The organism is Hyphomonas sp. (genome assembly GCF_040882205.1).
GTDB lineage: Bacteria > Pseudomonadota > Alphaproteobacteria > Caulobacterales > Hyphomonadaceae > Hyphomonas.
Genome location: NZ_JBBEBT010000175.1, coordinates 1 through 25749, shown reverse-complemented (window position 1 = coordinate 25749; position 25749 = coordinate 1). Strand labels below are relative to the sequence as shown.

Here is a 25749-nt window from a genome sequence, read left to right as displayed (position 1 = left end):
CTGGCGTAAAGGTCAAACCCAGCTGCCGAAAACAGCATCTGCTTGATGGTGAGCCCCGTCTGTCTGCAGAATTACTGAACCGGCTCGGGGATAAATGGAATCTGGTAGATTGATCAGGGTGTCCCTAAGCCGGATTTGGATGGCGACGAGCTAGAGGAGGGCAAGATAGTTTTCAGCGTGCTTGATCCTCCAGGCGTTACACCCGGAGACCCCCGAGGTGGGCGTCGTCGGCGTTCGGGCGCGCCTTCGGACCGGCGACAGGCATGCCTTTATTCCCGGACAATGACGCCGTCGTCCGCCTGGTCGGTGCTTGGCGGCTGGAACCGAAAGACGAATGGGCCGACCAGAGATCCCGCGACTTGACACTTGAAAGCGTTGGAGTGTTGAGCGGTCGTCCCAATATCAGCCTGCCAGCTATAGCGCGCTGATCAACCCCGCTATGCCGGAAAGCACGGCGAGCGACGCCGAAGGCTCCACCGCGCAATGGGACACCATCCGGGGTTCCCGGAAAAACCCTTTCAACAGGCGCATTCAGGGCCCGGATATCGCGGTCCTGATTTCAACTGTCCTTCGGAATGCCCGGCTGGCATGATAACCTCCAGTCTCGAGGGAGAGAGGATATGCTGGGCTTCAGATCACGCAAGCGCGCCAAGGCCGTGTCTGGCCGGTTGAGAGACCAATACTCGCCAGATGACAGCAGTTGGATCTCGGATAACGGCTCGCATATACGTCCTGCACTTCGCAAAAAGGAGTTTGAGGCAAAAGAGAAGCAGTATCGCGCGCCCGAAACACGGCAGATGATTTTGCGATGGCGGACAGAAATATGACGGAACCTCGATCGACAAGACGCGCATTTCTGACCGGATCGGCGGGCCTCGCTTTGACTGCGTGCGCCTCGGCTTTGCCCGCTGGACATGCGGACACCGCACGGGGGCGGATCGACGCGCTGGTCGCGAGCGGGAATGTGCCCGCTGCCGGTCTGGTGGTGGTGCGAAACGGCGAGACAATCTTTGCGCACGCTGCCGGGCTTGCGCGGGGGGCGGCGGGCGAATCGCCTCCGCTCCCGTTCGAGACGTCAACCATGATGCGGGTTGCGTCCGTTTCCAAGCTCGCGACGGCATTGACGGCACACCGCCTCGCAGAAGCTGGCGCCATTGATCTTGACGCCGACATTTCCAAAGCATTCAAAGCGTCACTGCGCCACCCCGCCTTCCCGGACTCGGAGGTGACGTTGCGCCATCTCCTCAGCCATACAGCGGGCCTGGAAGATCCGGACGCTTACTGGATCGCTTCGCCTCAGCCGATCGACGCACTCTTTGTGCCGGGGATGTGGCGAGCGGCCGCCTATGGTCCGCCCGGCGCTGGGTTTCGCTATTCCAACTTTGGTTACGGTCTGGCCGGGACCCTTCTGGAACGGGCAAGCGGCGAGCGCTTCGACCGGCTCGCACAGCGCCTTGTCCTGGGTCCTATCGGCTTATCTGCCGGGTTTAACTGGTCCGGCGTTCGGCAGGCCGATCAGGCACGAGGCGCATCGCTTTATCGCAGGGAAGGTGCGCGGTGGCAGATCGCAACCGACGGTCCGGGCGTTCTTGATTCGGGCGCGCCACAGGTGATGCTTGAGGCAGGGTTTCCTCTGGCATCCTATAGTCCAGGTACGAACGGCACGCTTTTCAGTCCGCAGGGCGGGCTGCGTGCAAGTCTTGCCGATCTTTGCCGTCTTGCCCGCGAGACGGCGAAAGTAGGTGCGCTTGTGCGGCCAAGCTGGCGCTCCCGGCCGGATCCGAGGAACGGCGATACTGAGGACGGATACTTCGCGGCTTTCAGCGAAGGTGCGCAGATCCACGAAAGCCAGGCATCCCCGCTGCCAGGGTTTGAATTGATTGGGCATCCGGGCGAGGCCTATAACCTCTTTTGCGGCGCGTGGCATGTGCCAAGGCTCGGCGCTCAATTTGCCTATGCTGTGACAGGCACCCCTGACGCCACCCCGGCAGTGTCGGATCTTCATCCGTCAGCGAACATCTTCACTGCAGCGCTTTTTTCCGCGGCGCGGGACGTGCTTCGGGTTTAGCGGCGCGCGCAAAAGTGTGTGCGGTTTTGCGCCAAAGCGCCGCGACAATCAAAGAGCTCGAGCAAGCGCCCTGATTGCAGATCAGGGCGGGGCTAGCCCTCCTAGGGAGACTTAGACTGGAGCAAGGTAAGACCTTGCGTCCGCCGAATCAGGCAAAGGAAATCACAAACTCAGCGGCGCTCAACGCTGCTCGGTTTCCTTCAGCATACTGATATCATACCCCGCGGCAACAGCCGCCGCATAAAGCTCGGCCCGCACGTCCGGCGTCACCGCCGGCGTGCGCGACAGCATCCAGAGGAAGCGGCCCGATGGCTCGCCGACGAGGGCATGCTGATAGCCCTCGTCGAGATGGATGATCCAGTAATTGCCACGCCCCGCCGGCAGCGGGATTGGTGCAAAGTTGACAAAGATGCGCGCGCCGTTCGAACCGTCCATCACGCGGGCCACCGCCCCGGCGGAGCGCGCCTCCCCATCCTTGGTGCCGAAGCGGCAGGTGTTCAGGACATCGACGCGGCCATCGTCGCGCAGCCTGTATTCAGCGGTCGTTCCCTCGCAATCCTTCTGGAAACTCGTGGGATAGCGCGCAATCTCGTACCAGAGGCCCATATAGCGTTCGACATCGACCGAGGCGACGGCCTCCAGCGGCGGGGCATCCTTCGCCCGGCCCGAAGGCCCGACCATACAGGCGGACAGGGCGAGTGATCCGAAGGCTATCGTCAGGAGACGGAACATCAGGCGGGATTCCTCTTGATGAGCTGCTTGGCAATGATGATGCGCTGCAATTCATTTGTGCCTTCGCCGATGCAGAGCAGGGGTGCATCGCGGTAAAGCCGCTCCAGAACATACTCGGTGGAATAGCCATAACCGCCATGTATGCGCATGGCTTCGGTCGCCACTTCCAGCGCCGTCTCGGAGGCAAACCATTTCGCCATGCCGGCCTCCATGTCGACCCGCTCACCTGAGTCGTAAGCCCGCGCCGCATCCTCGACGAGCAACTCTGCCGCACGCGTCTTCGCCGCCATCTCACCGAGCTTCAGCTGGATCGCCTGATGCTCGCAGATCGGCTTGCCCATCGTCTTGCGCACCTGCGAATAAGCCACGCTCTCCCGCAGCGCCCGGCGCGCAATCCCGACGCCCCGCGCCGCTATGTTGATCCGGCCAAGCTCCAGTCCGCCGGTCGCCATATAGAAGCCTTCTCCTTCCCTGCCGCCGACAAGGCAGAGGCTCGCATTGCATTCGTAATCTTCGAAGATGAACTCGCCGGAATCGATGCCCTTGTATCCCAGCTTGCCGAGCTTCTTGCCATTGCGCACGCCGGCCAGCGGTTTGCGCGTCTGCGGATCAATCTTCGGCACGATCAGCATCGACATGCCCCGATGGCGTGGCACGGCGTCCGGATCGGTCTTCACCAGCAACGCCACGCAATGGCCTTCGATGGCGTTCGAGATCCAGGTCTTCGTTCCGTTCACGACATAGGTGTCGCCCCGGCGCTTGGCGACCGTGCGTATACCCTGCAGGTCACTGCCCGCATCCGGTTCGGTGAGACCCAGCCCGCCGCGCATCTCGCCGCTGGCAAACTTCGGCAGCCAGTAGGCCCGCTGCGCGTCCGTCCCGAACTTCTGCACGATGATCGCCATCATCATATGCGTGTTGAAGATGCCCGTCAGGCTCATCCACTCTTCGGAGATCAGTGAGACAATGCGCGTATAGGTCGTCGCCGAAAGCCCAAGTCCGCCATAGTCCGGATGCACCAGCGCGCCGAAGAGGCCAAGCTCTGTCATGTCCGCGACAAGGTCAGCCGGCCATTCGTTGTCGTGCTCGAGCTTCAGCGCGACCGGCGCGACTTTCGTTTTGATCCACTTGGCGATCGCGTCCAGCATCTGGCGCTCGTCGGCTTCGGAATGCACAATCGTGTCGGCCATGGCCGGGTTCCTTCAGGTCTGCCAATATTCATTCATCAGTTCGCGCGACCAGTCCGGCTGGCGAATGTCTCCGCGCGGCAGGAATTCCCGCATCACCGGCTTGATGTCCAGCACCGGCGTGGCGTCGATGGCGTCGAGGCCTTCGACTTCGATCTCGCGGCTGGACACCGACACGATCCGGCAGACTGTGACGCCGATCCGGTTGGGACGATTCTTGCCCCGCTGTGCAAAAATGCCGACGAGGGGCCAGTCCGGATTTCCGCGCGGGCGACGCGCGCCGGATTCGATCTTCCCGTCCGGCACAAGATGGAACTGGTAGATGATCTCGGCATGGCTGAAGGCATCAAGACCAAAGAGCGCCTCGGGGGTGAACCTGTCGTCCAGAACAATGGTTGCGCGTTGCCTGCCCCAATTGTCGTCTTCAGGCGCGGCCCGTCCGCCGCGCACATAGGCAACCGGAGTGACGTGTACGGAGGACATGAGCTAACTCCCGGTTTCAGGTTGCACGGACACTCGCGAGGATACGCTCCGCCGCCAGCACGACCGGGCGGTCGATCATCTTGCCCTTGTGGAGCGCTGCGCCGCTGCCGGCCGCCTCCATCGCGGCAAGGATGGCACGGGCATCGGTAACCTCCTCGGCGGTGGGCGTATAGGCCGCGTTCACGGCCTCCACCTGCGCCGGATGGATGCAGGCACGCCCTGAAAAGCCCATCGCCTTCGCCTTGCGGGTCGATGCGGTGAGACCGTCCGTATCTGCCGTATCGAGAAAAGGCACATCATAGGCGGGTACCCCCACCGCGCCGCAGGCCGCCGCGATGGTGCCGCGCGCGGTGAGCATCGCGTCCCAATCGGACAAGTCCGCGCCAAGACTAGCGGAATAGTCGACACCGCCGAACAGCATGCCGCCGGTTGCCAGCTTTGCGATCTCGAAGGCATTCGACAGGGCCCGGCCGCTCTCGATGATAGGGATCAGCGGGATCTTCCGGCCGAGCGCCTCGGCAACGATCTCCAGGTCCACCGGCGTGTCGGCCTTGGGCACGATCAGGAAATCCGCCCGCGCAGCGGCGCCGGAACCGGACAGCGCGGCCAGGTCGGCGCAGCCGAAAGCAGTGCGCGGGGAATTGATCCTGAGGCCGAGATGGCGCCCGCGCCAGGCGCCGATCCAGGTCAGCGTATCGGTGCGGGCCTGCGCCTTGTCGGCCGGCAACACCGCGTCCTCGAGATCAATGATCACGGCGTCGGCGCCGGCAGCGACCGCCTTGCCGAACCGGTCAGACCGGGCGCCGGGCACAAACAGAAATGAGCGATAGACGAACACGGGGCGGACCTTCTGAAACTGCCCCCATCCGGTATCGGAGCGCCCATTCAGGGTCAAACGGAAACCCGCCGCACGGGGGAATTGCGCTGGCACGCCAATCACGCCATCCTGCCACATGGGGATGGGAGCTGCGTGTGATTGCGATCCGCCATATGGGATCTGAACGGGTGACCGAGCTTGGCTTTGCCGAGCTGCGCGGGGCGCAGATCGAGCGGCAGGATTTCCTGCGCGCCGATCTAAGCGGGCGCGACCTCTCCGGCGCCGCGTTTCGGGACTGCGAACTGCGCGCCGCCTGCCTCGACTGGGCAAATCTGGAAGGCGCCCGGTTCGACCATTCGCGGCTGATGGCGGCGACCTTCCGCCATGCCCATCTGCGCGGCGCGTCTCTGCGCTTTGCCACGCTGAAAGGCGCAGACCTGTCCGCCGCCTGCCTGATCGGGGCAGACTTCACCGGCGCGGCGATGCGCCAGGCGAACCTTTCCGGCGCCAATCTCTGCGGGGCAACCTGCCTCTGGAATGACAGCGCTCAAATGGTCCTCGACGGCGCGCTTTACGACGGCGAGACCTTGCTGCCGCCCGCCTTGCGCCCGGACATCCATGGTATGATCCGCCGCCTCACCGCTGGCCGCGCTTGACTTAAGCCCGCGCCGTCCCCACCCCTCCCCGCACCATGTCCACCCTGAAGGCCATCCTCGGCCCCACCAATACCGGCAAGACCCATTATGCGATCGAGCGGATGCTCGCGCACGGCACCGGCATGATCGGCCTGCCGCTACGCCTGCTCGCACGCGAGGTGTATGACCGGGTCGTCGCCGCCAAGGGCTACGCCGCCGCCGCGCTGTTCACAGGCGAAGAACGCATCCACCCGCCGACCGCGCGCTACTTCGTCTGCACGGTTGAATCGATGCCGGTAGACGTGCGCGCCGACTTCGTCGCCATCGACGAGATCCAGCTCGCCGAAGATGATGACCGCGGCCATGTGTTCACTGACCGTATCCTGCATATGCGCGGCACACACGAGACGCTGCTGCTGGGCGCTGACACGATGCGCAGCCTGCTGAAGGCGCTGAAGCTCGGCGTCGAGACCGAGCCCCGCCCTCGCTTTTCGCAGCTGCGCTATACCGGGCCCTGCAAGATCACAAAGCTGCCGAAGCGCACGGCCATCGTCGCGTTCAGCGCCGAGGAAGTCTATGCGATTGCCGAATTGCTCCGACGTCAGAAAGGCGGCGCGGCTGTGGTCATGGGCGCGCTCAGTCCACGCACCCGCAATGCGCAGGTCGCGCTCTACCAGTCCGGCGAAGTCGATTACATCGTGGCCACCGACGCCATCGGCATGGGCCTCAATCTCGGCGTCGACCGGGTCGTGTTCGCCTCGCGCACAAAGTTCGACGGTCGCCGCCACCGCGCGCTGACACTGGCCGAATGCGCGCAGATCGCCGGACGTGCAGGACGCTTCCGCACCGATGGCGAGTTTGGCGAGACCAGCAGCTGCCCGCCCTTCCAGGAAGAGGAATGGAAAGCCATCGAGGCGCACCGTTTCGATCAGGTCGATGCGATCCAGTGGCGCAATTCCGCCCTCGATTACGCCAGCCTCAAATCCCTGATCCGGTCGCTGGAGCGCCCGTCCGGCAATCCGGTGCTGATCCACAATCCGCGCGCGCTGGACGAATGGGTGCTGCGCCGGATGAGCGAAGACGGCGCCATCGGACCGAACGTGACCGGCGACCGGAAGGTGCGCCGCCTCTGGGACCTCGCCCGGCTGCCGGATTTCCGTAAGTCGGGTCCGGAGGGTCATGGCCGCCTCGTCCTGGGCCTTGCCGAGACGCTCGCCGACCCGGACGCGCGCCTCTCCGACGAGGGCCTGCGCCGCCGGATGGACGACCTCAATTCGACGCGCGGCGACATCAACCAGCTGCAGCAACGCCTCGCCGCCATCCGCACCTGGACCTACGCCGCCAACCGCGAGGACTGGCTCGGGAACCCGGCCTACTGGCGGGAGAAAACCCGGGAGATTGAAGACTCCCTGTCAGACGCGCTACACCTTGCGCTGACCGCCCGATTTGTAGACCGGCGGACCACCGCCCTGCTCGCCAGCCTGAGGAAAGAAGATGCGCTCGTGACTGACCTGACGCCAGACGGCGATGTGACCGTGGAAGGCCATCTGGTGGGCCGCCTGAGAGGCCTTACCTTCGAGCCCGTCGTTGATGCGCGCACGCTGGAAGGCAAAGCCGTGCGCGGCGCCGCAATGGCCGCTATCCGTCCGATGCTGAGCGCGCGCCTCGCCGAAATCGCGGCGGCGCCCGCCGAAGCGTTCAAGCTGACCGAGGCCGCAGAGATCGAGTTCCGCGGCGCGCCCGTCGCCCGCCTGTGCAAGGGCGCCCAATGGATGACCCCGCGCACCGAGCTGATCGGCGCAGTCGAAGCCGAGGCTTCCGAACGCCAGCCCGCAATGACGCGGATCGAGGAATGGGTGCGCGGCGAAGTCGGCCGCGTGCTGCCAACCCATGCCAGGCTCGCCTTCGCCAAATCCGGCGAAGCGCTGGAAGGTCTGCTGCGCGGGCTTGCTTTCCGCATACTTGAGAGCGGCGCCTCGATTGATCTGCGTACGGACGAATCCGCACCGCGCCTGAGCCCCGAGCAGCGCGACGCCCTGAAAGGCGCAGGCATCCGCGTTGGCCGCGTCGCCGCCTATACCCCCGATGCGCAGAAGCCCGCCGCGCAGAAGATGATCGCCATCCTGAAGGCGGTTGAATCGTCCACCGAATATCCCCTCGCGCCAGAAGGCGCCGGCTCCTTTGGCCTCGACGGCACCTGGCCAGAAGCGGCGCTGGCTGCCAACGGCTATCTGCGCTTCGGCCGCCGCGCGGTGCGCGCAGACCTTGCCGAACGCCTCGGCTGGGAACTCGCCAAGCGGCGCAAGGAAGCGGGCAAGGCCATGTTCGAAATCCCGATCGATCTTGCCTCCGTCATTTCCTGCCCGGCAGACGACTGGCCGGCGGTGCTGAAAGGCTTTGGCATTGCGCCGGCCGAAAAGGACGCCGAAACCGGCGCCGTAAAGCTGTGGCGCTATGCGGCGCGCGCCCGGCCTGACGCGGAGGAACGCCCGCCCCGCCGCCCGGCCCGCAGCCCGGCCCGCAGCCCGGCCCGCAGCCCGGCAGGACCGGACGCAGCAGGCGCGCCGCCAGAAGGCGCCCCGCGCGGAGACCGACGCCCGGAGCGAAGAGCCGGCCGTGGCAGGCCCGAAGGCAGACCTGATCCGCATCCGGAGCGTCGTGCGGACAGCCGTCGGGGCACCCCCCCTGCCCAGCCGGAACGCCGCTCCAGACCGATAGATCCGAACAGCCCCTTCGCCGCGCTGGCCGCCCTGCTGCCGCCGCCGAAGCCGGAGAAACCGCCGCGTCCGCCAAAGCAGAAAAAACCTGCGCCCCAGCCCCGCGCGCCCGCCGCCTTCCGGTACCGCCCGTTCAGATGACGCCAGACACCGGCGTTGCGACGTCCGTGCGCGCCGACGTCTGGCTCTGGCGCGCCCGCTTTTTCCGCACGCGCGCGCTCTCCTGCGCCCATGTCCGCAAGTCCGGCCTGCGTCTCTCGCATGCTGGCCAGACCCGCCGGACCGACAAGCCGGGCGCCGGCCTCGCGGTGGGCGACATCGTGACATTCGGGCAAGGCGCGGATATTCTCAGCGTCGAAGTGCTGGACCTCGGGACACGCAGGGGGCCGGTGGAAGAGGCGCGGACGCTCTACCGGCCGCTGGAGTCCGAGCCATGATGAAGTCCCTCAAAAATCTTTTCACGCCGAAAACGCCCGCAGAGCTGGCGATGCCAGTCGAGGTCGCCGTGGGAGCCCTGCTGGTTGAGGCAGCGCTGATCGACGGCGTGTATGTGAACATCGAAAGTGACATGATAGCCGAGATTCTGCTCGAGTCCTTCGAATTCGACGCCGACAAGGCCGACGCCGTGCTGGCGCAGGCCGAGACACTGGCCGAGGAAGCCGTCGGCAGCCACCAGTTCACCAAGCACGCGAAAAAGCTGGCCCTCCAGGACCGGATGAAAGTGGTCGAGGCCATCTACCGGGTGATCCTGTCGGACGGCGAGCGCTCGGATAAGGAGGAAGCCTATGTGCGCCAGGTCGCCGGCCTGCTGCATGTGGACGATGTCAGCCGCGCGCAGGCACGACAGCGGGCGGAAGCGCGCATTTCCGGCGCCGCTTGAGTGAATCTGCACACCCGATTGAGCCAGCGACATTGACAGTGCGATGCCTCGCCGCCAATTGGCTCGGCTGAGCAACCGCCCGCGAGACTGACCCGCCCATGACATATATCGTCGTCGATGCCTGCATCCGCTGCAAATACATGGACTGTGTGGAGGTCTGCCCCGTCGACTGCTTCTACGAAGGCGAGAACATGCTCGTCATTCACCCGGATGAATGCATCGATTGCGGCGTCTGCGAGCCGGAATGCCCGGTCGAGGCGATCAAGCCCGATACCGAGGACGATCCGGACAGCAAATGGCTGAAGCTGAACACCGATTACGCGAAAATCTGGCCCAACATCACCCGGATGAAGGCCCCGCCCGAAGACCGGGAGAAATTCGCGCAGGAAACCGGGAAACTGGAAAAATACTTCAGCGCAAACCCGGGCCCGGGCGACTGAATGGCTGAAAAGCCCTGATTCTCCCTTCAGCCGCGACAGCTTCCAAGGCGCCTCAGAAGTTAACGAGGCGCTTGATTCCAAAACGTTTAGTTTTGACCTGCCCCTGCTCGCACCTGTTGTAAATGCGCCAAATTCGTGCTACACGTCAGTTCTGATCAATAATCATAGAGAAGCGGAAATTCCTAACTCAGTACCTCATTAAGGGAACTGGGCCGGGATGACATCGCTTCCGTGTGTGTAGAAAAAGGGTCAATTCAGAATGGCGAAAAAAGCAGAGACTCGAACTTTGGCGTTCGAGGTCGGGCAAAGTGTTGTCTACCCAGCTCACGGCGTTGGCAGGATCACCGCTGTAGAAAAGCAGACGGTCGCCGGCATGGCGCTCGAAGTTTATGTCGTTGCCTTTGACCAGGACAAGATGATCCTGCGGGTGCCTACCAACCGGGCCGAAGCCTCTGGCATGCGTGCCCTGGCTGGCTCGAAACTGGTCGATGACGCCCTGAAAACCCTCGGCGGCAAGGCTCGCATCAAGCGGACCATGTGGTCGCGCCGCGCCCAGGAATATGAAGCGAAGATCAATTCGGGCGACCTGATCTCGATCGCGGAAGTCGTTCGCGACCTGCACCGCGGCGATGACCAGCCGGAACAGTCCTACTCGGAGCGCCAGCTCTATGAGAGCGCGCTGGACCGGATGGCCCGCGAACTCGCCGCTGTCGAGAACATCGATAAGGGCAAGGCGATGGAAAAACTCGCCAAATCTTTGGCCAAGAAGAAGATCGCCGCCTGAACTCAGGCTTCGGCAAAGTAAACCGAGGAAATCCCCGCGAGGCCGATGGCCTTGCGGGGATTTTCATTTTGACTCCCGTTGCATGCCATGGCATTTTGAACAAAGCATGAACAACCAGGGGGATTTCATGGCCATCACAGGCGGCTGCCATTGCGGCGAAATCCGGTATGAACTGAGCGCGGCGCCGGATCGCGTGTCGATCTGCCATTGCAGGGACTGCCAGCTCAACGCCGGCGCGCCGATGGTGGCCTGGGCCGTGATGCCGGCCGACAACCTGAAGATCACCAGGGGCGCACCGGCGACGATCAACTCCTCCGGCGACAGTTTCCGCCGCTTCTGCAGCCAGTGCGGTACGGGGCTGTTCTACGTCAATGAAACCTTCCTGCCGGGCCTCGTGGATGTCCAGTCGATCACCCTCGATGACCCATCCGCATTTCCGCCGGGCGCGCAGGTGCAGACAGCCGAGCAACCCACATGGGCGGCGCATCTGCATACCCTGCCAGCCTTCGCCCGCTATCCGGGTATGGACTGAAAACATCCGCTCACGGCGCAATTCCTAACACCTGACCCCGATCCCTTCACGATCCCGGCCGGCGGGGGCGCACAAATTAACCATGTTCCAATCCCTTCAAGTCACCTTTCATCCGTTGCCGGATGGTCCGGCATGGTGATTGAGCCGCAGAACGGACATGGGGATATCCCAGCCAGCGCGCGGCAGGTGTTCAAGGAAGACTACAGATGGCCTATTCAGACTTACCCGTCGCGCCCGGAGCCCTGCTCGGCGCGCATTCCCAGCCCGACGACCTCTACCGCGCCGGCCTTGCCTACGCGACTGGCACTGGCACCGAGATCAATCTCGTGGAAGCTCACAAGTGGTTCAACCTCGCCGCCGTTCGCGGCCATGAGGATGCCCGCAACCAGCGCCAGGACATGGCCGAGATGCTGACCAGCGATGAAGTGAAGCTCGCCCTGCAATCCGCCCGCGCCTGGATGAAGCTCGCGAACTGAGGGATGACCGGGCGGCGCGAACCGCCCGATATCGGCAATGTTGACGCGGCCATCGACCGGCTCCGGGGCCGGCAGCTCGGCTGCGAGCGCGGGCTCTACAGCTCTCTGCGCAGGAGAGCGGGCCGCGAGCATTGCGGCGGAAAGAGCGGCGAAAACGGCGCGTCGCATAGTGGATAGATCTCCTCTTTGAAGGGAGATGGGCCTGCGCGCGCCGATGGATGTATCGCCGCCGCGAGATTATCCGACGCGCCGCGTCATACCCTGCCAGTAGGGCTCGCGCAGATCCTTGCGCAGGATCTTGCCAGAGGGGTTTCTCGGCAGCGCGTCGATGAAGTCCACCGTCTTTGGCGCCTTATAAGCGGCGATACGCTCCTTCGCCCAGGCGATAATGCTCTCGGCCGTCGGCTCTTCGCCAGGCTTGCGGACGACGATGGCTTTTACCGCCTCGCCCCATTTCTCGTCCGGCACACCGATCACGGCCACGTCCGCAACACCCGGCGCACCGAAAATCGCGTTCTCTACTTCCGCCGGATAGACGTTCTCGCCGCCGGAGACGATCATGTCCTTCACGCGGTCATGGATGTAGAGGAAGCCATCCTCGTCGAAGTATCCGGCGTCGCCCGTGTGGAAGAAGCCATTGCGCACAGCGTCAGCGGTGGCGTCTGCCCGGTTCCAGTAGCCCTTCATCACGAAGCCGGACTTGACGACGATCTCGCCGACCTCGCCTGTCGCCACCTCCTTGCCCTCCCCGTCCACAACGCGCACCACGGCGCCCGGCCAGGGCACACCGCAGGAGCGCAACTTGCCCCAGGCGGGGTCATGCGCTTCCGGCGGCAGGAAGGTGGCGGCGCCGACCGTTTCGGTCAGACCATAGAGCTGCGTGAAGCGCGCGCCCATGATGTCCACCGCGTCGCGCAGCAGCGCCTCCGAAATCGGCGAGGCGCCATAGAACACCTGCTTCAGGGCAGAGAAATCCACCTCGCGGATATTTTTCTGCTGCGTCAGCATAAGGATCACCGCCGGCACCCAGAAGGCATGCGCGATCCTGTGCTCCGGGATCAGTTTCAGGATCAGCTGCGGGTCGATCTCGCGCAGGATCACTGTCTTGGCGCCCTGCAGGGTCGCCAGCACGCCGACATTCACGCCCGCCACATGGAATTGCGGCATAGCGTTCATCACCGCCTCGCCGGCATCATAGCTCGACCATTCGAGCATGCCGGCCTGTGTGAAGAAGGCGCGGTAATTGTCGTTCGTCAGCTGCACGCCCTTCGGCAGGCCCGTCGTGCCCGATGTGTAGAGCTGGATGACATCGTCATCGCCCCGTATTTCGAGGCCCGGATTAGTGGCCGGTTTGGAGCTGCGCCAGGAGGGGTAGAAATCCCAGTCCTCGCGGTCCCCGTCCAGCGTGATGATACGCTTCAGGTCCGGCAGCTCGGCCTTGATCTGGTCGATCATGGCGTAGAATTCCTTGCCCACGAACAGCACCTTCGCGCGGGCGTCCGACAGGATGAATTTGACCTCCGGCGCGGCGAGCCGCGTGTTGACGCCGTTCATCACAGCGCGCGCCTTGGCCGCGCCAAACAGCATCTCGTAATAGACGTCGGTATTCTTCGCGAGATAGCCGATCCGGTCATCCGGCTGGATGCCGAGCGCGAGGAGGCCGTTGGCGACCTGGTTGGTGCGCGTGTCGAGATCGCCATAGCTGGTCGCAGTGCCCTCGAACCAGAGCGCGGTCTCATCCGGGCGCAAGGTCGCCTGCACGCGCGGAATGTCTGCCAGGTTAGGCATCGCCTCAATGTCGATCATACGTTTCCTCCGGGTGTCTCAGCACGTCTCGTTATGAGTGAGCTTAAGGCATTTCCTGCACCTGTCAGCCCCCACCCCGCTGCGGGCGATGCACGGCGCACTTCCGCCCCTTTGGCAAAGCCGGAAACTGTGCAAACATTCGCCCCACACGCGAGCAGACAAGACTGGCGAGCGGGAGCAGACCAATGGCGGACATATTCTTATCCTACAGCCGGGCTGACCGCCCGAAGGCGCAGATCGTGGCCGAAGCGCTGGCGGGTGAAGGCTTTGGCGTCTGGTGGGACAAGGTGCTGCGCGCCGGGCAGACCTATGACGAAGTGACTGAAGGCATGCTGCGCGACGCTGACGTGGTGGTCGTGCTCTGGTCGGGCGTGTCGGTGAAATCGAAATGGGTGCGCGCCGAGGCGACGCTGGGCCAGCGCACCTCCATCCTCATTCCCGCGATGATCGAGGACGCCGAACGTCCGATCATGTTCGAGCTCACCCAGTCGGCGGACCTGATCGGCTGGGACGGCGACCGGAATGATCCGCGCTGGAAGGAATTCGTGATCGACATTCGCCGCGCGGCGGAAAACGCAAAGCCCGCCGAAGCGCCCGTGGTGCCGCCGGCCGCCCCGGGACAGGCCGCCGATTTGACGATGGAGCTGACCTTCTGGACCTCGGTGAAGGACAGCGGCGACCGGGCGGATTTCGAGGCCTACCTGAAGCGCTATCCGGACGGGCACTATTCAGATCTGGCGCGCAACCGCATCGCCGCGATGGGACGCGCAGAAGCGAAGGCCGCAGCGCCGCCAGCGGCGCCTACTCCACCACCACCGCCACCCATGCCTGCGCCGAAGCCGGTTGCGGCAACACCGCCTCCGGCGGCCGCGAAATCTGCCACGCCCCGGCCGCCGCCGGCCCCGGCCAAAGGCGCAGCACCCGCCCCTCTCCTGAAAAAGAAATCCGGATCAACCGTACCCGTCATGGTCGGCGGCCTTATGTCCATCATCATCGCAGGCTGGGCCTTGTCGATGGTCCTGCCGGACAAGGTGGACGACACGGCCGAAACCGGCGCGGTGCAGACTGCATCGGCGGAAAAGAGCGCCGCCGCGCCTGCGGCGCCGCAACTCCCTGCCATCGAGATTGCCGCTGTTGCCGATCCGGCACCTGAAACGCCTCCGGAGCTCCTGCCCGAGCCGGCTGCGCCGCCCGCCCCCGTGTGCGAGGCCTGCCCTGCGATGGTCGCCCTCGACGGCGGCACATTCCAGATGGGATCGCCCCCTACCGAACCCGGACGCGAGCCGATCGAAGGTCCGGTGCGCGAGGTGACCCTGAAGCCCTTCTCAATCAGCAAAACCGAGATCACCCATGCGCAGTGGATGGCCTGTGTTGAGGATGGCGGCTGCAACGGCCACCGCCCGGGCGCGCCGAGCAGTGAGGCTATGCCCGTCGCCGCCGTGTCCTGGCGCGATGCCGCCGCCTACGCCCAATGGCTCTCGGAAAAGACTGGCCGCACCTACCGCCTGCCGACCGAAGCCGAATGAGAATACGCTGCACGCGGAGAGACCACAACGCCCTATTGGTGGGGCGCCAAATTCGATACCTCCAAGGCGCCGCGCGACAAGATCCGTGACGCTGCGAGCCTGCCTGAGAATGCCTTCGGCCTGCAGGGCATGCTCGGCAATGTCGGCGAATGGGTGGAGGATTGCTATGTCAACGGCTATACTGACGCGCCCACAGATGGCAGCGCTGTGACCAGCGGCGATTGCAGCCGGCGCGTCGTGCGCGGCGGCTCGGTCAAGTCGAGCCCGGCCGCCCACCGGGCGGCCAACCGGGCGCGCCTGTCGGCCTCCACGCGCGACCGCCAGTACGGCTTCCGGGTCGCGCTGGAACACGACTAAGGAAGCGTGGTATGATGATATCCTCCTAAGCACTGCTCCTTGCTACCTGCGCATCAACACCTGTTGAACCTGCCGCTCCCTCGCAATGCGGCCTTATACCAGCCATGTTTGCGGAAGGCTCGGCGCGCGATGTCGCTTTCACCGCGCCCGATACCGCCGCGCGCAGCGCGCTGCTGCTCACCCTGCCGGACTGCCTCGAAAACCCCGGTCCTCCGGGGCAGGGAGCAGACCGATGAAATACTCCGCCCGCTGACGACCGGCCTCGTGGATAGGCTCGCCCGTGCCAGCGAAGACCCGAACGGCTTTCGCGGCCCCTTCGCAGCGCTCACCCTCGCCGAAGTCGCGCGCACAGACCGCGTCGCATCCTGGATTAACGAGACTGAACGCAGCGAGCTGATCGCGGCGGTACATGCCTATCTCGAAACGCTCACGGTCCATTGCGGCTATTCGGACACCGAGAGCTGGCGCCGCAGCGTCGCCCACACGGGCGACCTTTTGCTGCCGGTCTCGCTCAATCCGCAAGTCAGAAAGCCGCAGGCCAAGGACATCCTCGCCGCCGTCGCGCTGAAAGTGGGCACGCCGGATCATGCCTATATCTGCGGTGAAAGCGAACGCCTCGCCGCCCCGGCGACCTATCTCGCCTTCGAGGAAACCTTCACCGCCGAGGAAGGGAGCGCCTGGTTCCTCTGCCTCTGTCCGCCGGAAGACCCCTTGCGCGAAGATACCTGCAGATCCGAAGCTGGCCTAACCAGGCCGCACAATCTCAAGGTCCTCACCCAGTCCGCCTATATCAACGCCGTCGCCCGCCATGACGACCGGATGAAACCGCTTGCGAGCGCCGCCTTCGAATTCCTGAACCTGCTGGCCTGAGCCAAACCTTGCGGCTGGCGTCCATTTGCGGCACATCCCTGCCTGTCATGACCCTTGCCGCCCCGCCCCCTGACGCTGCCCTCGCCGAGCACATGCACGCCATGGGCACGCGCGCGCGCGCCGCCTCGCGCGCGCTGGGCCTGATGACGGCGGCGGACCGCACGCGCGGCCTCACCGCCATTGCTGCGGCCATCCGCGCCGCTGCGCCGGAGATCCTCAAAGCGAACGCCGAGGACATGACCGCCGCGACGGCCAAGGGCCTCGCCCCCTCGATGCTTGACCGGCTGGCGCTGGACGCGGCCCGCGTCGAGACAATCGCCGCCGGCGTCGAGACAATCGCCGCCCTGCCTGATCCGGTCGGCCGCGAACTCGCCCGCTGGACACCGCCCAACGGGCTCGACATTGCCCGCGTCGCCATACCGATCGGTGTCATCGGCATCATCTACGAAAGCCGCCCGAACGTCACCGCCGATGCCGGCGCACTCTGCCTGCGTTCCGGCAATGCCGCCATCCTGCGCGGCGGCTCGGAAAGCATTCACTCCTCCCGCGCCCTCGCAGGTGCGATCCAATCGGCCCTCGCCCGTGAAGGCTTGTGCGCCGATGCGATCCAGCTTGTCGAGACGCCCAGCCGCGAAGCGGTCGGCCATATGCTGGCAGGCCTCGACGGCGCGCTCGACGTGATCGTGCCGCGCGGCGGGCGCAGTCTCGTAGACCGCGTGCAGGCTGAGGCGCGTGTGCCGGTGATCGGCCACCTCGAGGGCCTCTGCCATACCTATGTCGACGGCGCCGCCGATCCGGCCAAGGCGGTGGATATCGTCCTCAACGCCAAGATGCGCCGCACGGGCGTCTGCGGCTCTACCGAGACGTTGCTGATCGATGTTGCCTGCGCCGCGACTTTGCTGCCGCAGATCGCTGATGCGCTCGAAGCGGCCGGCTGCGAACTGCGCGGCGACCGGCGCAGCCGCGCGCTGCTGCCACACATCACCGCCGCCACCGAGGAAGACTGGGCGACCGAATATCTCGCGCCCATCCTCTCCGTCGCCGTGGTAGACGGGCTCGAAGGCGCGCTCGCGCATATCGCGCGCTGGTCGTCCGGGCACACGGACGCGATCATCACCGAGGACACTGCGGCCGCCGAGGCCTTCCTCGCCCGCGTCGACAGTGCCATCGTTTTGCACAATGCCTCGACCCAGTTTGCCGATGGCGGCGAGTTCGGCTTCGGCGCCGAAATCGGCATCGCCACCGGGCGTATCCACGCACGCGGGCCAGTCGGCGCCGAGCAGCTGACAACCTACAAATATGCCGTGCGCGGCACGGGCCAGGTTCGGCCTTGACGCGCGCGCACCTGCCCGGCCCCGCTGCCGGCCAGCGGATCGGCCTCCTCGGCGGCAGCTTCAATCCCGCCCATGACGGCCACCGGCACGTCGCCGAAACTGCGTTGAAACGCCTGCGGCTCGACGGCGTCTGGTGGATCGTCGCGCGCGGCAATCCACTGAAGTCCGAGCACGGATCATTTGACGAGCGCCTCGCCTCGGCCGCAATCGCGGCGCGCGGTCCCGGCATGCATGTCACCGATATCGAGCGCCAGCTGGACCTGACCTACACAGTTGACACGCTTCGTGTCTTGCAGGCCACCGAGCCCGCAGCGCGGTTCGTCTGGCTGATGGGCGCCGACAGCGCGGCGAGCTTCCATCTCTGGAAAGACTGGGAAGAGATCGCCGCCCGCGTCCCCATCGCCGTCATCTCGCGCCCCGGCACACGCGTCTCGCGGGCGCTGCCTTTCGTGCGCCGGTTTGCAGACGCGCGCCTGCCCGAACGCGACGCGCGCACGCTGCCCGGCCACGCAGCGCCCGCCTGGGTCTATCTCAGGGCGCCCGGAAACGCCCAGTCGTCAACCAGGCTGAGAGCGGCGCGATGAGCCTCCCGCCCGAAGAGCTCGAACGTCACAAGCGCCACATCCTCCTGAAGGAGATCGGCGGGCCCGGCGTGCAGAAAATTCGTGCTGCCTCGGTTTCAATCATGGGTTCTGGCGCGCTGGGTGGCCCCTGCGCACTCTACCTCGCCGCCGCAGGCATTGGGCAGATCGAACTCTGGGATGATGACCGGGTCGAACGCTCGAACCTGCAGCGCCAGATACAGTTCGTCGAAGCTGACACCGGCACCGGAAAAGCAGAACGCCTCGCCGCTCGCCTGCGGGCAATTGATCCTGTGCTGAGGATCACCGCCGTACCGTGCCGTTTTGCCGAAGGCGACACGCCCACCGGCGCCATTCTTGTCGATGCTACGGACAATTTCCCCGCCCGCTTCGCGCTGAACCGCCTTGCGCATGCCACGCACCGCCCCCTCGTTTCCGGCGCAGCCAGCGGCTGGACCGGACAGGTTTCCGTCTTCGCCTCGGGCACCGTGGCGGGCGCGCCCTGCTACCAATGCTGGGTGCCGGAGCCGCCACCCGCCGCCGAAGCCTGCGACGAAGTCGGCGTGGCCGGCCCGGTTACCGGCATGACAGGTTCGGCTCTGGCGCTCGAAGTGCTGAAGCTCGTCACCGGTGCCGGCACACCGCTGATCGGGCGCCTCCTGCTGATCGACGGCCTTGCTGCTTCAACCCGGACGGTCAATTTGCGGCGCGATCTGCAGTGTCCAATATGCAATGGATGATCTGAGGGTTTGACACCGCGCCATCTGAAGGCGTTATCTCGCGCAAATTCGAATATCAGATAAAGCGTATGCTTCATGTTCCGACGCCTCCTCGCGGTCATCCTTACTCTCGGAGTTATTCTCGGCGCCGGCTGGCTGACGCTTCGCCGCGGCGACATTGCGTTCGAGCAGCTGGAGCCGGTCTATGCCAATGCCGACAGCCGCTATCTCGCCTTCGGCGATGACATGCGCGTCCACTTTCGCGATGTCGGCCCGCGCGACGCCGAAGTGATTGTGCTGGTGCACGGATTTTCGGCCTCGCTGCACACCTGGGAGCCCTGGGTCGACAATCTGAAACGCGACTACCGCGTGATCAGCCTCGATCTTCCCGGGCATGGCCTCTCGCGCTGTCTCGACAACTCGCAAATCGGCCCCGTGCAATTCGTCGAGACGATCAACCGCGTCGCCAATAAGCTCGAGATCGACCGCTTCACCCTGGCCGGAAACTCGATGGGCGGGGCGGCGGCCTGGAATTATGCGCTGGCGCATCCCGAGCGCCTTGACGGCCTCGTCCTGGTTGATGCCGCCGGCTGGCCGCGCACCGAAACGGAAGGCGGTTCGCGCCCGCTGGTATTCCGCCTGCTCGAGATCGGGCTCGCCCGCCGTATCATGCAGGATCTCGACCTCTCGTCCCTGATCAAGGGCGGCCTTGAGGACAGCTTCGGCGACCCGTCTTTCGTAACCGCCGAAATGGTGGAACGCTATGGCACGCTCGCCCGCGCGCCCTGCCACCGCGAGGCCTTGCTCGCGCTCACGTCGAGCCAGGATGAGCGCCGCATCGCTACGCCCGAACAACTCGCCTCCATCACGGCACCGACGCTGGTGATGCACGGCGAACTCGACAACCTGATCCCGGCCGAACACGGCCGCCAGTTCGCCGCCGCCATACCGGGCGCAGATCTGAAACTCTATGCCGGCGTCGGCCACTTGCCGCAGGAAGAAATCGCCGACCTCTCGGCCAGCGACCTGCGCGCCTTCCTCACTACCCGGGTCCACGGCGTTAAGGACGTCGCTCTTGAGGCCGTTTCCGGCGCCACGAACTGATCCCGCGAGGGCCTAGAGGATTGCCGGGATCACGCGGTCCGGCGGACGGTGGCCATCCGCGAAGGTCTTGATGTTGATGATCACCTTCTCGCCCATCTCGGTGCGCCCCTCGATGGTGGACGAGCCCATGTGCGGCAGGAGCAGCACGTTCGGCAGGCCGAGCAGGTCCGGGTTCACCGAAGGCTCGCGCTCGAACACGTCGAGCCCGGCGCCCGCCAGCTTGCCGCCGCGGATCGCGCGGGCGAGCGCAGCTTCGTCGATCACTTCGCCGCGCGCCGTGTTGATGATGTAGGCCTCAGCCTTCATCAGCGCGAGGCGGCGCGAATTGATCAGGTGGAAGGTCGCCGGCGTGTGCGGGCAGTTGACCGAGACAATGTCCATCCGCGCCAGCATCTGGTCGAGCGAATCCCAATAGGTCGCCTCGAGGCCTTCCTCAATGCGCGGGCCGACCGGCTTGCGGTTGTGATAGTGGATCTGCATGCCGAAGGCCTTGGCCCGGCGCGCGACCGCCTGGCCTATCCGGCCCATCCCGATGATGCCGAGGCGCTTGCCGGAGAGGCGCCGCCCCATCATCCAGGTCGGTGTCCAGCCGTCGAACTTGCCGCTTTCCATGATCTGCACGCCCTCGTGCAGGCGGCGCGGCACGGCAAGGATCAGCGCCATGGCGACGTCCGCCGTGTCATCGGTCAGCACGCCCGGCGTATTGGTCACCGTGATGCCGCGCTGCACGGCGCTCGCCACGTCGATATTATCTACCCCTGCCCCGAACTGGGCGATCAGGCGCAGCTGCTGGCCGGCCCTGGCCATCAGGCGCCCGTCGATCCGGTCGGTCACGGTCGGCACCAGCACATCGGCGGTCTGCATGGCCTCGGCCAGCTGTTCCTGTGTCAGGGGGATATCGGCCTCATTCAACCGCGCGTCGAACAGCTCTTTCATCCGCAATTCCACCGGAGCCGGCAGCTTGCGGGTGACAACAACTTTCAGCTTCGATGCCGGCATGGGACCCCCGTAGATCTTTCTTATTGTCATCGCCGCTTACCAGAGCAGATGCGCCGCGCCAATGACACGCTGTTTTACCTCAGATTCATGTAGTGCGTTGTACAAGAACGTCTTCCAGTTTTTCAGGATCGCTGCACATGAAACGGGCAGTTTTCGCACTCGCCGTGCTGTTTGCCGGCCCGTTCCTGCCCTTCGCTTCGGCTGAGGCGCAGGAAGAGATGCAGATCAGCCGCTTTTCCGGCAAGCCCGTACCGCGTTTCGAGACCCTGAAACATGAGAAGGTAAACGGCCGCAAGGGTCCCAGCGAGGAATACCAGGTGCAGTGGGAATACGCCCGCAAGGGCCTGCCCATGCTGATCGTCAAGGAAAGCGGGGACTGGCGCTATGTGCGCGACCCGGCCGGCGACGAGGTCTGGATCAATCGCACCCAGCTGACCGGCCAGCAGAACGCCGTCGCCCTCGGCGATTTCGTCCTGAAGGCCGGCCGCGCGCCCGACAGCGCGGGTGTGGCCAAGGTTGCTGCCGGCGCACTGGTCGAACTCGGCCCGTGCAAGGCCAGCCTCTGCCAGGTCAGCGTCGACGGCTTCCGGGGATGGGCGCCGCGTGCCCAGCTCTGGGGCGCCACCGCGACAAATGGTTGACTTTGACCCCGGCACCGGCTGGGAAGGCGCCTGAATTTCCAGCGCTTCACAGGATGCCGCCCATGTCCGGTCCCCACGATTTCCACACACCAAAATCGTCCTATACCAAGGAAGACCTGCTGCTTTCCGGCAAGGGCGGCTATTTCGGCCCGGGCAATGCCCAGCTGCCGGAACCGCCGATGCTGATGATGGACCGGATCACCGAGATCAGCGTCGATGGCGGCCCGTTCGGCAAGGGTCATGTTTTGGGCGAACTCGATATCCACCCGGACCTCTGGTTCTTCAAATGCCATTTCCCCGGCGACCCGGTGATGCCCGGCTGCCTCGGCCTCGATGCCATGTGGCAGGCCGTCGGCTACTGGCTCGGCTGGTCCGGCAGCCCCGGCAAGGGCCGCGCCCTCGGCGTCGGCGAAGTGAAGTTCACCGGCGAAATCACACCGGACAAGAAGCTTGTACGCTACGAAATCGACATCAAGCGCGTGCGCCGCGGCAAGCTGAACCTCGGCATCGCCGACGGCCGCGTCTATGTCGACGGTGAACACGTCTACACGGCGCTGGATATGAAAGTCGGCCTTAAGAACCTCGCCGACGCGGGCTGAGCAGGCCGTCCATAAACCGTCCACAAGGCGGCGCGCTAACGGCCCCTGACTTACGGACGGAAATTCGCCTGTAAGGCGAGCTGTCAGGGTGTCAGGGATCAGGCGCCGATCAGCGCCTGCGACCAGGCAGGCTCCAGAAACAACCCGATGATCACGAAGAGGGCGATGGCAGTACGCATGTCGTCTTCCGGAAAGCTGCCGGGCGGGGTCGCGCGGTTCGCCCGCGGATTTGCAGGAAACATGCCGGAAACTTGACGTGCTCCGCAGGCCCGCCTAGCCCAAGCCGTGTAGCAAAAACTTCAAGGGAGCCTCCAATGGCCGATGACTGGAACATGCCCAAGGGCGACCTGATGAAGGGCAAGCGCGGCGTCGTGATGGGCGTTGCCAACCAGAATTCGATTGCCTGGGGCATCGCCAGCCAGCTCGCCGCGCAGGGCGCCGAGATTGCCTTCACCTATCAGGGCGAAAACCTCGAGCGCCGGGTGCGCCCGCTGGTCGAATCCATCGGGATGAATTTCATGATTTCCGCCGACGTCACCGACGACGCCTCGATGGACGCCGCCTTCGCCGCCATCAAGGCGAAGTGGGGCAAGATCGACTTCCTCGTTCACTCGATTGCCTTCGCCGGAAAGGAAGAGCTGCAAGGCTCGATGGTCGCAAACACCACGCGCGAAGGCTTCCGCCGCGCACTGGATATCTCCGTATACAGCTTTATCGACTGCGCGCGCCGCGCCTCCGAAATCATGCCCGATGGCGGCGCCATTCTCTGCATGACCTATCTCGGCGCCGAGCGCACCGTGCCTTCCTATAACGTCATGGGCGTCGCGAAAGCCGCGCTCGAAGCCTCCACCCGCTACGCCGCGCGTGATCTTGGGCCCCAGGGCATTCGCGTCAACGCGATCTCGGCCGGGGCCATGCGGACGCTGTCGCTGGCTGGCATCAAGGGCGGCAAGAGCCTGATGGGTACCGGCCGCAGCTGGTCCCTGCTGAAAGAGGACACCAGCATGGAAGGCGTCGCCGGCTGCGCGCTCTACCTGCTCTCCCCGCTAGGCCGCTCTATCGCCGGCGAAGTGATCCACGTCGATGCGGGCTTCCACGTGGTCGGCGTGCCGGACGCAGCCGAAGAAGGATAGGCCGGAGCCTGACGATCCCGGGGCCAGATCCTAAATCGTTAACATGCAAGGGCGGCGGCTCGGAACACCGGGCTGATGCAGGCTTTTGCGCGTTTGCAACCGATGGAGAGCCCCGATGGCCCGCGCGTTAGGAGGCCGAGGGCGGCTTTGCGAAGGAAAGCCAGGCCTCTGGCGGAGTTATCTTTTCGGGTCTCGCAACGATCTTCGTCGAAGGCGACGTCGAGGACCGAGTGCAGATTATTCTCTATGTTTCAACGGGCGCGGCCGGCCTTGGCTTCCCGGTCTGGGTTGCGATTGCATCAATAGAGACGATCGCCCCGCCGGGCGCCAGAAGATCGGGCCACTCAGGAACCGCCTTTTCATTGAGTCTGGCGCCAACCGGGCGCTGCGCCGGCACAGGGCCTGCCCGGCTCGCATAGGCCGAGACCAGATGCAGTGCGCCGGCCCCATCGGGCGCCGTTTTCAAGCCGCGTGCGGATTTGCCGCCGAACCGCGATGACCCCTTTAGACACTCCGCGCCTCAGGCCAAGGTCGAGCAGGCGACCGGGCGCGAGGCCTTGCGATTAGCTTCGGTTTTAAGTTGGCCCCAGGCGAACGCCCTGCGCTGAAAGTGCCCGCCGTGCATCCGCCCCTACTTCAGGCGGAGATCCCCGGGCCGCAGGGCATCCAGCCGAGCTTCGGCTGGCAGGCGGCGCAGGATTGGGCAGCATGGGTTGACGATTCCCCCACCCGCTAACCGGACCGGTTTGCTCACTGACGTCAAGAATCAGGGCAGTTAGAAATCGTACTGACCTGCTCTGATCCTTTGGGCGCGGTGATCCTGACCGAGAACGAAACTGAGACATTTAGAACCCAGCCCAGCCTGCCGCGCGGGGTTGCCGGGGCTTCACGGCGTGGTTAAGGAGATTCGCAGCACACGGCGTTAAGGGGGCTAGAAAAGTGGACGCTGGGATCCTGGCGGACTTCCGGGAGGCAACATGCCCGGCGTGCGGGCACTATGTGGCGATTGCGTTCTTTGATGGCGGTCACCAGCCTTTAGCGACCATTGCGTGGCCGGCGTCGATGGACGAGGCCAGAACGCTGCCCCGGTTGCCGCTGGATTTTGTGCGCTGCACAGAGTGTGGCCATGTCTACAACATGGCCTTCGACTACGCTCAGGTTCCCTATACCGACAAACCGAACCTGATGTTTAATGACGGGGTTTTGTGGTCGGAGCATATAGTCCGGCGGTCCCGCGATATACTGAGCCGCCTGCCCAAGGCTCCGGTCGTGGTCGATGTGGGTTATGGAGATGGAGGGTTCCTGGCCTCCCTGCGCCAGCAACGTCCCGAGGGGCGCTTCATTGGGTTTGACCCGCACGGCGCCGACGGGCGTGTGTCCGGCCTGGATCTGCGCAAGGAATACTTTGACGCCGCACGGCATCTGGCGGAGATCCGACCGGACGTCATCGTGAGCCGGCATGTGCTTGAACATCTGGTAAACCCGCTGGGGTTCCTGCAGCGGATTGCGGCGGCGGCGTCTGCCCTGGGGGTCACGCCCCTGGCCTATTTCGAGGTCCCGTGCATCGACAATGCCGTGGCGGCAGGTCGCACGGTGGATTTTTACTATGAACATAGCTCCCAGTTTACCACCACATCCTTTGTCAGGATGCTGACCAGGTGCCAGGCGCAGATCATCGAGATCGGCCAAAGCTATGGCAATGAGGTGATTTTCGGCATCGTCCGCCTGGGGGGGGCACCCTTCCCGACGGCCTTCATCAGGGAGGCTGTCGCCTTTCGCGAGGACAGTGCGGCGGCCCTCGGCCTGATTTCGCAGCAACTGGGGGAGCTGTACGAATCGGGCAAGCGGACGGCGGTGTGGGGCGGAACCGGCAAGTCGGCCGCTTTCATGTGCCGGTACGGCGTGGATGCCGGCCGTTTCCCGATCGTCGTGGATTCGGATGCTGGAAAGGCGGGAACCTTCGTGCCCGGCACCGGGCAGGACATCCGTCCGAGCCTCTGGTTGAAGGACCATCCCGTGGAGGTCATCATCATTCCGCCGCAATGGCGGGCGGCCGACATCCTGGGAGAGATCGAGCGCAATGGCATTACTTACGAAACCATCCTCATCGAACATGGCGGCAGGCTGATGGATTTTATTCACGACGAGCACCCTTACCGGGCCGCAGTTTAAAGCAGTTTGCGTGAGCTCCAGTTTGCGCACCCCGCTTTAAAAGCCTTGTCTGGGCACATTGACTTGCCGCCGACAGTGGCGACTTCGGTTGAAAATGCTCGGGTTGTTGAGGGTAAGGGGCGGGATGAACAGGAAACAGCGCCGCGCAGACGCAAAG

At 64.7% G+C, this 25749-nt stretch carries 25 protein-coding genes and 2 pseudogenes; 19 read left to right on the top strand and 8 right to left on the bottom strand.

The features are described from left to right. Positions 1 to 901 precede the first annotated feature (901 nt). Positions 902 to 2068 carry a serine hydrolase domain-containing protein gene (locus tag WEA77_RS07195; protein WP_368067190.1) on the top strand — a complete coding sequence of 389 codons (1167 nt, stop codon included), beginning with the start codon at positions 902 to 904 and terminating at the stop codon, positions 2066 to 2068. A 180-nt stretch (positions 2069 to 2248) separates the two neighbouring features. On the opposite strand, the gene WEA77_RS07190 is transcribed toward WEA77_RS07195, so the two are convergent. The 4 genes from WEA77_RS07190 to WEA77_RS07175 are packed head-to-tail and all read right to left on the bottom strand — an operon-like array spanning position 2249 to position 5308. Further along, entirely contained in the window at positions 2249 to 2800 is a 552-nt protein-coding gene (locus WEA77_RS07190) for a lipocalin family protein (RefSeq protein WP_368067189.1), read from the bottom strand. After that, a complete protein-coding gene (locus tag WEA77_RS07185; protein WP_368067188.1) occupies positions 2800 to 3990 on the bottom strand; it encodes an acyl-CoA dehydrogenase family protein in 1191 nt (396 codons plus the stop codon). Before WEA77_RS07185 ends, WEA77_RS07190 begins: the two co-directional genes overlap by 1 nt. A 12-nt stretch (positions 3991 to 4002) precedes the next feature. Then, on the bottom strand, positions 4003 to 4470 hold the full coding sequence (locus tag WEA77_RS07180) for an SAM-dependent methyltransferase (RefSeq protein ID WP_368067187.1): 468 nt from the start codon (positions 4468 to 4470) through the stop codon (positions 4003 to 4005). Positions 4471 to 4486: 16 nt separating this feature from the next. Next, positions 4487 to 5308 (bottom strand): CoA ester lyase, encoded by an 822-nt coding sequence (locus tag WEA77_RS07175; protein WP_368067186.1) that lies wholly within the window; start codon positions 5306 to 5308, stop codon positions 4487 to 4489. 134 nt (positions 5309 to 5442) lie between these two features. On the opposite strand from WEA77_RS07175, the gene WEA77_RS07170 reads away from it, so the two are divergent. The 8 genes from WEA77_RS07170 (at position 5443) to WEA77_RS07135 (ending at position 11751) form a co-directional block, all read left to right on the top strand. Beyond that, positions 5443 to 5943, top strand: coding sequence for a pentapeptide repeat-containing protein (locus tag WEA77_RS07170; RefSeq protein ID WP_368067185.1), 501 nt, complete (start codon positions 5443 to 5445; stop codon positions 5941 to 5943). Between the two features lie 35 nt (positions 5944 to 5978). Further along, positions 5979 to 8780 (top strand): helicase-related protein, encoded by a 2802-nt coding sequence (locus tag WEA77_RS07165; RefSeq protein WP_368067184.1) that lies wholly within the window; start codon positions 5979 to 5981, stop codon positions 8778 to 8780. Continuing rightward, positions 8777 to 9076, top strand: a complete 300-nt coding sequence (locus tag WEA77_RS07160) for an RNA-binding S4 domain-containing protein (protein WP_368067183.1) — start codon at positions 8777 to 8779, stop codon at positions 9074 to 9076. Before WEA77_RS07165 ends, WEA77_RS07160 begins: the two co-directional genes overlap by 4 nt. Then, on the top strand, positions 9073 to 9519 hold the full coding sequence (locus WEA77_RS07155; protein WP_368067182.1) for a TerB family tellurite resistance protein: 447 nt from the start codon (positions 9073 to 9075) through the stop codon (positions 9517 to 9519). Before WEA77_RS07160 ends, WEA77_RS07155 begins: the two co-directional genes overlap by 4 nt. Before the next feature lie 98 nt (positions 9520 to 9617). After that, positions 9618 to 9959, top strand: coding sequence for a ferredoxin FdxA (gene fdxA / locus WEA77_RS07150; protein WP_368067181.1), 342 nt, complete (start codon positions 9618 to 9620; stop codon positions 9957 to 9959). Between the two features lie 259 nt (positions 9960 to 10218). Further along, complete coding sequence (locus tag WEA77_RS07145; protein ID WP_368067180.1) at positions 10219 to 10743, top strand: CarD family transcriptional regulator; 525 nt, start codon at positions 10219 to 10221, stop codon at positions 10741 to 10743. Between the two features lie 106 nt (positions 10744 to 10849). Next, positions 10850 to 11275, top strand: a complete 426-nt coding sequence (locus tag WEA77_RS07140) for a GFA family protein (RefSeq protein ID WP_368067179.1) — start codon at positions 10850 to 10852, stop codon at positions 11273 to 11275. Positions 11276 to 11481: 206 nt separating this feature from the next. Further along, a complete protein-coding gene (locus WEA77_RS07135; RefSeq protein WP_368067178.1) occupies positions 11482 to 11751 on the top strand; it encodes a hypothetical protein in 270 nt (89 codons plus the stop codon). 237 nt (positions 11752 to 11988) lie between these two features. On the opposite strand, the gene WEA77_RS07130 is transcribed toward WEA77_RS07135, so the two are convergent. Beyond that, positions 11989 to 13557, bottom strand: coding sequence for a fatty acid--CoA ligase (locus tag WEA77_RS07130; protein ID WP_368067177.1), 1569 nt, complete (start codon positions 13555 to 13557; stop codon positions 11989 to 11991). Positions 13558 to 13742: 185 nt separating this feature from the next. Here WEA77_RS07130 and WEA77_RS07125 point away from each other — a divergent pair. The 6 genes and pseudogenes from WEA77_RS07125 to WEA77_RS07100 all read left to right on the top strand — a co-directional run bounded on the left by WEA77_RS07125 (position 13743) and on the right by WEA77_RS07100 (position 20048). Then, positions 13743 to 15440: pseudogene (locus WEA77_RS07125) on the top strand (SUMF1/EgtB/PvdO family nonheme iron enzyme). A gap of 264 nt (positions 15441 to 15704) precedes the next feature. Continuing rightward, a complete protein-coding gene (locus WEA77_RS07120; RefSeq protein ID WP_368067176.1) occupies positions 15705 to 16310 on the top strand; it encodes a DUF2785 domain-containing protein in 606 nt (201 codons plus the stop codon). A gap of 47 nt (positions 16311 to 16357) precedes the next feature. Further along, a complete protein-coding gene (locus WEA77_RS07115) occupies positions 16358 to 17644 on the top strand; it encodes a glutamate-5-semialdehyde dehydrogenase (RefSeq protein ID WP_368067175.1) in 1287 nt (428 codons plus the stop codon). Then, the gene (locus WEA77_RS07110) at positions 17641 to 18228 is read left to right on the top strand and encodes a nicotinate-nucleotide adenylyltransferase (protein ID WP_368067174.1); all 588 of its coding nucleotides are present in this window, start codon (positions 17641 to 17643) and stop codon (positions 18226 to 18228) included. The genes WEA77_RS07115 and WEA77_RS07110 overlap by 4 nt, the downstream gene beginning before the upstream one ends. Continuing rightward, positions 18225 to 18965: a ThiF family adenylyltransferase gene (locus WEA77_RS07105; protein WP_368067173.1), complete on the top strand. Its 741-nt coding sequence runs from the start codon at positions 18225 to 18227 to the stop codon at positions 18963 to 18965. The genes WEA77_RS07110 and WEA77_RS07105 overlap by 4 nt, the downstream gene beginning before the upstream one ends. Before the next feature lie 75 nt (positions 18966 to 19040). Then, on the top strand, positions 19041 to 20048 hold the full coding sequence (locus WEA77_RS07100; protein ID WP_368067172.1) for an alpha/beta fold hydrolase: 1008 nt from the start codon (positions 19041 to 19043) through the stop codon (positions 20046 to 20048). 12 nt (positions 20049 to 20060) lie between these two features. Here WEA77_RS07100 and WEA77_RS07095 read toward each other — a convergent pair whose 3' ends face one another. Beyond that, positions 20061 to 21047 carry a 2-hydroxyacid dehydrogenase gene (locus tag WEA77_RS07095; protein WP_368067171.1) on the bottom strand — a complete coding sequence of 329 codons (987 nt, stop codon included), beginning with the start codon at positions 21045 to 21047 and terminating at the stop codon, positions 20061 to 20063. A 137-nt stretch (positions 21048 to 21184) separates the two neighbouring features. On the opposite strand from WEA77_RS07095, the gene WEA77_RS07090 reads away from it, so the two are divergent. After that, positions 21185 to 21688: an SH3 domain-containing protein gene (locus tag WEA77_RS07090; RefSeq protein WP_368067170.1), complete on the top strand. Its 504-nt coding sequence runs from the start codon at positions 21185 to 21187 to the stop codon at positions 21686 to 21688. 62 nt (positions 21689 to 21750) lie between these two features. Then, positions 21751 to 22287 (top strand): bifunctional 3-hydroxydecanoyl-ACP dehydratase/trans-2-decenoyl-ACP isomerase, encoded by a 537-nt coding sequence (gene fabA / locus WEA77_RS07085; protein WP_368067169.1) that lies wholly within the window; start codon positions 21751 to 21753, stop codon positions 22285 to 22287. 98 nt (positions 22288 to 22385) lie between these two features. Here fabA and WEA77_RS07080 read toward each other — a convergent pair whose 3' ends face one another. After that, positions 22386 to 22529 carry a hypothetical protein gene (locus WEA77_RS07080; protein ID WP_368067168.1) on the bottom strand — a complete coding sequence of 48 codons (144 nt, stop codon included), beginning with the start codon at positions 22527 to 22529 and terminating at the stop codon, positions 22386 to 22388. A gap of 72 nt (positions 22530 to 22601) precedes the next feature. Here WEA77_RS07080 and WEA77_RS07075 point away from each other — a divergent pair, with 72 nt between their 5' ends. Then, entirely contained in the window at positions 22602 to 23420 is an 819-nt protein-coding gene (locus WEA77_RS07075; RefSeq protein ID WP_368067167.1) for an enoyl-ACP reductase, read from the top strand. A 128-nt stretch (positions 23421 to 23548) separates the two neighbouring features. Here the strand turns inward: WEA77_RS07075 and WEA77_RS07070 are convergent. Beyond that, positions 23549 to 23668 (bottom strand): annotated as a pseudogene (locus tag WEA77_RS07070) (ISAs1 family transposase); the annotation flags it as partial. Between the two features lie 751 nt (positions 23669 to 24419). Between WEA77_RS07070 and WEA77_RS07065 the strand changes: the two are divergent. After that, a complete protein-coding gene (locus WEA77_RS07065) occupies positions 24420 to 25592 on the top strand; it encodes a methyltransferase domain-containing protein (RefSeq protein ID WP_368067166.1) in 1173 nt (390 codons plus the stop codon). The last annotated feature ends 157 nt before the right edge of the window (positions 25593 to 25749 follow it).